Source organism: Myxococcus sp. CA039A, assembly GCF_013336645.1.
GTDB classification, from domain to species: Bacteria; Myxococcota; Myxococcia; order Myxococcales; family Myxococcaceae; genus Myxococcus; species Myxococcus llanfairpwllgwyngyllgogerychwyrndrobwllllantysiliogogogochensis.
Genome location: NZ_JABUMQ010000466.1, coordinates 1 through 6,679, shown reverse-complemented (window position 1 = coordinate 6,679; position 6,679 = coordinate 1). Strand labels below are relative to the sequence as shown.

The following is a 6,679-nucleotide window of genomic DNA, read 5'->3' as shown; positions in this document are numbered from 1 at the left end:
GGTGCCTTGCGAGCCCCACGCTCACCCGCCGCCTTCCGAGGCGCGGGAGCGTCATCGTCCATGGACAGCTCGTCCTCGTCCGACTCATTGAAGCCCGGCGCCGCGCGCCCATGACGCCGAGGCGGCAGCCGCAGCTCCGCCGTCGGAGGCGCGACACGGCCCTCGGCCACATCGTTCAGCAGCTCGACCTCGGCCTTCTTCAGCGGACGCAGCGCTCCCGGCCGCAATCCTTCCACGCCAATACCCGCGTAGGCCGGACGGAACAGGCGCACCACCGGGTGCCCCACCGCGGCGCACAGCCGCTTGATGAGGTGCGGACGGCCTTCCGCCACGACGATCTTCAACCAGGTGTTCTTCTCGGCGGACTCGAACACGCCCACCGACACCGGCGTGGCCATGCCGTCTTCCAGCCGCACGCCACCGCGCAGCTTGTCCAGCGTCATGATGTCGGGCTCGCCCTTCACCTTCGCCAGATACGTGCGAGGCACCTGGAAGCTCGGGTGCGTCAGCTTGTGCGCCAGCGCGCCATCGTCCGTGAAGAGCAGCGCTCCCTCGGCGTCGTAGTCCAGGCGTCCCACCGGGAACAGGCGCTTGCCCGTCTCCTCCAGGTAGTTGGCCACCGTCGGCCGACCCTGGGGATCCGACAGGGTCGTCACCACACCCACGGGCTTGTAGAGCAGGAAGTAAGAGGATTCTTCAGGGGGGGTGACGAGCTTTCCGTCCACCGAGACCAGGTCCGTGCCCGGCTCCACTCGGCTCCCCAGCTCCGTCACCGTCGTGTTGTTCACGGCCACTCGGCCCGCGGTGATCAGCTCTTCTGCGTGCCGGCGCGAAGCAACTCCCGCGCGGGCCAGGTACTTCTGTAGTCGTTCTGCCGACATTACTTCCCCTTCTTCCATTGCTGCCCGTCACTCGGGCTTCGGCCCCTCGGCGCCCGTCTCGGGCTTCGGGGGCGTGTCCAGGACGCTGGAGCTGGCTTTCTGTGTCCGCTCAGCCGCCTCGATGGCGTGTTCCAGGTCCTCAAGCGCCGCCTCGCTGGCCGCCGCGTTCTTCTCCATCCGCTTCGTGAATCCCGGGTCCGATAGCGCTTCCACCGTTCCCGCTGCCGCCGGCGCCGGTCGTACTTCTTTCTCCACGATTTCGCGATGCTCCTGCGTGAGTTCGTGGAATTCCCGCAGCGTGGGCAGCGCTGACAGGTCCTTCAAGGCGAAGAACTCCAGGAATTCGCGAGTAGTCCCATAGAGGATGGGGCGCCCCACCTCTTCGCGTTTGCCCAGGATTTTCACCAGCTTGCGATCGATCAACGCCTTGAGGACGGCGCCGCAATCCACCCCGCGGATATCCTCGAGTTCCGGCCGAGTGACTGGCTGCCGGTAGGCGATGATGGCCAGGGTCTCCACCGCCGCGCGGGTGAGGCGCTGCGGCTTCACCCGGAGGTAGCGCCGCACGTACTCGCCCGAGTGTGGGTCCGTGCGGAACTGCCAGCCCCCGGCGACTTCGTACAGGACGATGCCGCTGATGCCGTCCCGGTGGATGCCGGAGAGCTGGTTGAGGGCCTCGGCGATGAGCTCCCGCTCGATGCCGGTGGCCTGCCACAGCTCGTCCACGGACAAAGGCCGCTCCGCGACGAAGAGCACGCTCTCCACCACGGTGCGGATGCGGTCCTGGGACAGCTTGCGGCTCTTGGAGACGAGCTTCTCGAAGGAGGTCTCCAGGTCTGGCGTGACGCCGTCCTGGTCCTCCTCGATGGCCGCGGCCTCGACTTCGTCCAGCTCGTCCGCCAGTCCAGGCCCGGTGACGGCGGCCAGCTCTTCCTCTGAGAACGGACTGGGACCTCCGGACGCGACTGGAACCTCCTCGTCCGAGGCACGGGGGCCTTTCCTACCGGTAGTCACTCTCGTCGACCTCCGTGGGGACCAAGCGCTCCAGGGCGTCCCCGTTGGGCAACAACAGGATGGGGCCGAGCGACTCGTCCTGTACCACACGGATGAGCCGGCGTTTGACCATCTCCAGGATGGCCAGGAAGGTGATGACGATTTCCTGGCGCGTCGGCGTCGTTTCCTCGGTGAACAGGCTCTCGAAGAGGACCTGCCCATGGGGATGCAGGCGCTGGGCGATGCGGAGGATGGCCTCGGAGAGCGTCACCCGCTCGCGCACCACCTCGTGCTGCACCTTGGGCTGCAGGCGCTCCAGCACCCGGTCCAACGCCTCGATGAGCTTGAGGACGCTGAACTCCTGGAGGCCGACCTCCTCCTCCGGGATGGGCACCGCCTCCACCGGCACGCTGCGCGCGAAGACGTCGCGGCCGAGGATGTCCTGCATGGCCATGTGCTCGGCGGCGTCCTTGTACTTCTGGTACTCGAGCAGCCGCCGCACCAGCTCCGCTCGCGGGTCCTCCGGCTCCTCGACCGCGGCCAGGGCCTCGCCGCCCTCGGGCACGGCCACCGCGTCCTGGCGCGGCAGCAACATGCGGCTCTTCAGGTGGGCCAACGTGGACGCCATCACCAGGAACTCCCCGGCGATGTCCAGGTTGATCTCCCGCATCCGCTCCAGGTGCTCCAGATACTTCTCGGTGATGAGCGCCAGGGGGATGTCGAAGATGTCGACCCGATGCTCCTTGATGAGATGGAGCAACAGGTCCAGCGGCCCTTCGAAATTGGGCAGCGCGACGCGGAAGGCGTCGCCCGGGGTGCGGGGCGGTTCGCCGTCGCGGAGGCCCTCGTCGGCCGAAGTGGGACGGCCGTCACTCACCGGCGGAACCTGGCTGCCCTTCTGGCTTTCGGTGGCGGCTCGTCATCACGCAAGGGCTCAAATCCGCCGGCCTCGAGCGCGAGCCGGGGGACACACCTCCTTAACAGTGGCTTTTAGGTGGGTCAAACAAACGGCGGTAAACACCCGTTCAGGCCCAGGACCTCACGGGATGCCCACCGCGCGCCGGACCTTGTCCATCAACCGGGCGGCCTCTTCCCGAGCGCGATTCGCGCCGTCCTGGAGGATGCGCTCCAGTTCGGCCGGGTCGCTCACCAGCTCGGCGTACCGCCGACGGGCCGGGCCAAAGGTCGTCAGGTAGGCCTCCAGGAGCCGCTTCTTGAAGTCCCCGTAGCCCTTCCCTCCTGCCCTCCAGGAAGCGTCCACCTCGGCGAACTCGGACTCCGGAAGCATCAGCTTGAGCAAGTCATAGAGAGGGACCTCGCTGACGATGGATGCGTCCGCCGAGCGCTCCGTTCCGGGCACCGGCTTGGGCGCCTCCACGGGAGTCGAGTCCGTCTTGATCGACATGATGCGCTTCTTGATGTCCTTCTCTTCGCCGAACAGGTCGATGGTGTTGCCGTACGACTTGGACATCTTCCTGCCGTCGATACCGGGCACCGTCTGGGTGGACTCCTGCACGAGGGCGGAGGGCAGCTTGAGGATGCCGGGCGTGTGCCCGCGCTCCTTGCCCTCGGGGTCCGCCGGGTCATAGCCCTTCACGTACTCGGTGTTGAACTTCACGGCCCAGTCGCGGGCGAACTCCACGTGCTGAATCTGGTCCTTGCCCACGGGGACGGTGTCCGTGCCGTAGAGCAGGATGTCCGCGGCCATCAGCACCGGGTAGGCGAAGAGGCCGAAGTCCGGAGAGATGCCCCGGGCGACCTTGTCCTTGTAGCTGTGGGCCCGCTCCAGATGCGAGTGAGGCACCACGGTGCCCAGAATCCAGTTGAGCTCCAGCACCTCGCGCACGTCGCTCTGACGGAAGAGGACGGCCTTCTTCGGGTCCACCCCGAGCGCCAGGTAGGCCAGGGCGGCTTCGCGCGTGAGCTCCAGCGCGAGCTTCGCGTCCCTCACGGTGGTGAGCGCGTGCAGGTTGGCGATGAAGTAGTACGCCTCGCTCACGTCCTGGAGCTGCACGAACTGGCGGATGGCGCCGTAGTAGTTGCCGATGTGCAGCTTTCCGGAGGACTGCACGCCTGAGAGGGTCCGCATGTCTGGGTTCCGAATCGCGAGTCAAAAGGGTCAGATTCACTTCCTGAATCTGAAATCATTGAGCGTGGGTGGTTCGCATACCCGCCGCGCCCCTGCAACCTTCCGTTCAGGAGTGCTGGCGTCCGTTGCCTGCTGAATGCCCGCCGCGCCCCAGCCTGAAAAATTCCGACCCGCACATAAATCCTGAGGGATTCCAAGGACTTGCGGTTGAGCGGCGGTGGGTGGAGCGGTACCCTGAGCGCCTCACCTGCGAGCAGCCTCACCTCGGGAGGACGAACCGGCATGGAGTCATTCAAGGGAAGTCTCGCCAGCTATCGCCTGCAGATGGTGATGCCGCCGCTGTTCTCGGGTGCCGGGGTGGAGGGCACGCTGAGGGTGGAGCGAGGCGCCATCCAACGCTGCTTCCAGGTGAAGGACGGCTTCCTGGTGGGCGAGAGCTCGAATGACCCTCGGGAGCACCTGGCGCAGGTGCTGGTGAACCTGCGCATCCTGGACGCGCCCCGAGCGGCGGCGGCCTTCGAGGCGGCGGAGGGCGCGGGCACGCCGTACGGCACCTTCCTGGTGCAGCGCTGCTTCGTGGAGCTGCCCAGGCTCATCGAGGCGATGGAGCACAAGGCGCGCGAGGCCCTCTTCGACTGCTACGGCTGGGAGTCGGGAGAGGTGGAGTTCACGCCGAAGCTGCCTCCCACCTCCCGAGCCGTGGGACTGAAGCTCTCGCTCAACGGCCTGCACCGGGACGCGGTGACACGGCTGCGCGAGTGGACGATGTTCCGCGACGTCTTCCCGCACCTGGACGCCACGTTCAGGGTGTTCCGCGAGTTCGCCGTGGAGACGTTCTCCGAGGAGGAGGACAAGCTGCTGGAGCTGGCGGCGGGTGGCGCCACCCTGAGCGAGATGCTGGCCACGGCGAAGGAGGCCCCACTGTTCGCGGCACGGTGGATTCTGCACCTGTACCGTCGTGGTGCGCTGTCACCCCGGATGGCCAAGGGCCCGAAGGTGGGCGAGGCCGCGGAGCTGGCTGATCTCCTGACCCTGGTGAAGCGCTTCCTGGAGACGGGGAAGTACGACCACGCGGTGGCACTGGCCGCCCAGATTCTGGAGCGAGGCCCCGTGCCCGAAGCCCACGCGCTGTATCGCGAGGCCGAGGTGCGGCTGACGCTGGCCCTGAGCGACGAGCTCTTCGCGCTGGACGGCAGGCTCGTCTTCGAGCCGATTCCCCGCCCCACCCCGTCGCAGCTCACGGCGGATGACCTCTACCTGTACTCGAAGCTGCGCGGCAGCCGGAGCATCCGGCAGGCCCTGCGGACCGCGGCCATGGGTGAGCTGGCCGCGTCGCGCTCGGTGCACCGGCTGATGGCCAGCGGGCTGATTCATGTCGCCCCGCTGCCCGAAGCCGAGGCATCCGCCGAAGCGCGGCGCACGAGCACGGAGCCGTTTGGAATCCCCGCCGTCAACGTGGGCACCTGAGCCAGTCCCTCAACGCGTGGACGGAGTGCGCTCGCCGCGCTCCGCCTCGCGCCGGGGCAACCAGAGCAGGTCGAGCGCCAGGGCAACGGCCTCGAACGGCTCCACGCGCGCGATGACGTCGCCCACATGGCGCGCTCCCGGCTCCCAGCCCCCGGAGCCATGGCGATACACCTCCAGCGAGCGCCGCGCGGGGTCGATGAGCCACACATGCCGCACGCCTTCACGGTGATAGACGGGCAGCTTGCGGAGCCGATCTTTAGCCTCCGTCGAGGGAGACAACACCTCACAAACCCAATCCGGCGCCTGCGTCAGCCAGGGCACATCATGCGGTGGCTCCGAAAGCCGCTCCCGACGCCAGCCCGCCAGATCCGGGACGAGGATATCTCGCCCGAAGTGCAGCTCCGGCTCATCCAGGAACCACCAGCCTCCCGGCCCCCCCGGCCCCAACTCGAAGGGCATCCCCAGCAGGATCCCGAGTCGTGATGCCACTTGCAGATGCCTCACCGCTGGACGCGGCGACGCATACAGCAAGTCCTCGACAATCTCCCCCACCCACCCCACCGGCAGCGCTTCGATATCCTCGTACGTCGCCGGCTTCCGACCCTTGCCCTGTCCCACGCCCACCTCCATCGATGGAACCTCTGGGATTCCATCCGCGGTACCCAAACCTCAAGTCTTCAAACCCACGGCGGAGACAGCCTAAGGAGGAGTCGCAGCATCGCCCTTGGGGCCCGTCACGCCACGACGTGGCAGCCACAGCAACCCCAGGTCGAGCGGCACCGCCTCGAAGGGCTCCTCACGAATCACGACGGGCCCTTCATGAAGGCCCACGCGGTCCCAGCCCCGGTTCCCGCTCCGATAGACTTCGAGGGAACACCGCAACGGATCGATGAGCCATGCATGGCGCACGTCGCTCCGGTGGTACAGCGGCAGCTTGCGAACGCGGTCCGTGCTTCGCGTCGAAGGTGTCAGCACCTCGCAAACCCAGTCGGGAGCCAGCGAGAGCCACGGGGTCTCCGGGTCCGGGGGATCCGGAACCCGCTCGCGTCGCCAGGCCGCGAGGTCCGGCACCACGACATTCGGCCCCAGATGAATCTCCGGCTCGTCCAGGAACCACCAGCCCCCGGGACCACCCCGTGCCCAGTCGAAGGGCTGAACCAGCAACGCGCCGAGCCGTGATGCCACGTGCAGATGTCCCACCGACGGGCGCGGCGACGCGTACAGCAAGCCCTCGACAATCTCCCCCACC

The 6,679-nt window shown here is 67.4% G+C and carries 7 protein-coding genes; 1 reads left to right on the top strand and 6 read right to left on the bottom strand.

Features of this window, described 5'->3' with window-relative positions:
- The 4 genes from HR086_RS43490 to trpS all read right to left on the bottom strand — a co-directional run.
- Nucleotides 1-881: pseudouridine synthase (locus tag HR086_RS43490; RefSeq protein ID WP_174468583.1), on the bottom strand; the 881-nt coding region annotated here is incomplete at its 3' end.
- A 27-nt stretch (nucleotides 882-908) separates the two neighbouring features.
- Nucleotides 909-1,895 carry an SMC-Scp complex subunit ScpB gene (gene scpB, locus HR086_RS43485; RefSeq protein ID WP_141649325.1) on the bottom strand — a complete coding sequence of 329 codons (987 nt, stop codon included), beginning with the start codon at nucleotides 1,893-1,895 and terminating at the stop codon, nucleotides 909-911.
- Nucleotides 1,882-2,751 (bottom strand): ScpA family protein, encoded by an 870-nt coding sequence (locus HR086_RS43480; RefSeq protein WP_141649324.1) that lies wholly within the window; start codon nucleotides 2,749-2,751, stop codon nucleotides 1,882-1,884. The genes scpB and HR086_RS43480 overlap by 14 nt, the downstream gene beginning before the upstream one ends.
- A gap of 162 nt (nucleotides 2,752-2,913) precedes the next feature.
- Nucleotides 2,914-3,963 carry a tryptophan--tRNA ligase gene (trpS, locus tag HR086_RS43475; RefSeq protein ID WP_174468582.1) on the bottom strand — a complete coding sequence of 350 codons (1,050 nt, stop codon included), beginning with the start codon at nucleotides 3,961-3,963 and terminating at the stop codon, nucleotides 2,914-2,916.
- A gap of 282 nt (nucleotides 3,964-4,245) precedes the next feature.
- Here trpS and HR086_RS43470 point away from each other — a divergent pair, with 282 nt between their 5' ends.
- Nucleotides 4,246-5,430 (top strand): DUF4388 domain-containing protein, encoded by a 1,185-nt coding sequence (locus HR086_RS43470; RefSeq protein WP_141649433.1) that lies wholly within the window; start codon nucleotides 4,246-4,248, stop codon nucleotides 5,428-5,430.
- Between the two features lie 9 nt (nucleotides 5,431-5,439).
- Here HR086_RS43470 and HR086_RS43465 read toward each other — a convergent pair whose 3' ends face one another.
- Together HR086_RS43465 and HR086_RS43460 are read right to left on the bottom strand one after the other, a co-directional pair.
- Entirely contained in the window at nucleotides 5,440-6,060 is a 621-nt protein-coding gene (locus HR086_RS43465; protein ID WP_174468581.1) for a Uma2 family endonuclease, read from the bottom strand.
- Between the two features lie 69 nt (nucleotides 6,061-6,129).
- A complete protein-coding gene (locus HR086_RS43460) occupies nucleotides 6,130-6,678 on the bottom strand; it encodes a Uma2 family endonuclease (RefSeq protein WP_174468580.1) in 549 nt (182 codons plus the stop codon).
- Between the last annotated feature and the right edge of the window lies 1 nt (nucleotide 6,679).